Here is a 304-nt window from a genome sequence, read left to right as displayed (position 1 = left end):
GGCCCTGGCCGCGGCGCTCGCCGCCGAGCCCGACGTGGAGGTGGGGGCGGCCGGCAGCGGGGCCGCCGCCGAGCGGGCGCTGGAGCGTGCCGCCGTCGAGGGGCGGGCCTTCGACGTGGTTCTGATCGATGCCGACCTGGGGGCCGAGGGCGTCGCTTCGGCGGGTGCCCGGAGCCGGCCCGGCCCGGACGCGGCCGACGCGGCCCGGCGGCGGCTGGCCCCGGCGGTGCCGCCGCCCCGCCACCCGGTAGGGCCGGCGGGGGTGCGGGGGGGCGGGCGGTCGGTGGTCCTGCGTGGGCGGGGT

General features: G+C 84.5%; 1 pseudogene. It reads left to right on the top strand.

The features are described from left to right. Positions 1-304: pseudogene (locus ACFV6I_RS35555) on the top strand (DNA-binding response regulator); the annotation flags it as partial.

This window comes from Kitasatospora sp. NPDC059803 (assembly GCF_042732255.1).
In the GTDB taxonomy this organism is placed as follows: Bacteria; Actinomycetota; Actinomycetes; order Streptomycetales; family Streptomycetaceae; genus Kitasatospora.
This window is presented reverse-complemented; position numbering and strand designations above follow the sequence as displayed.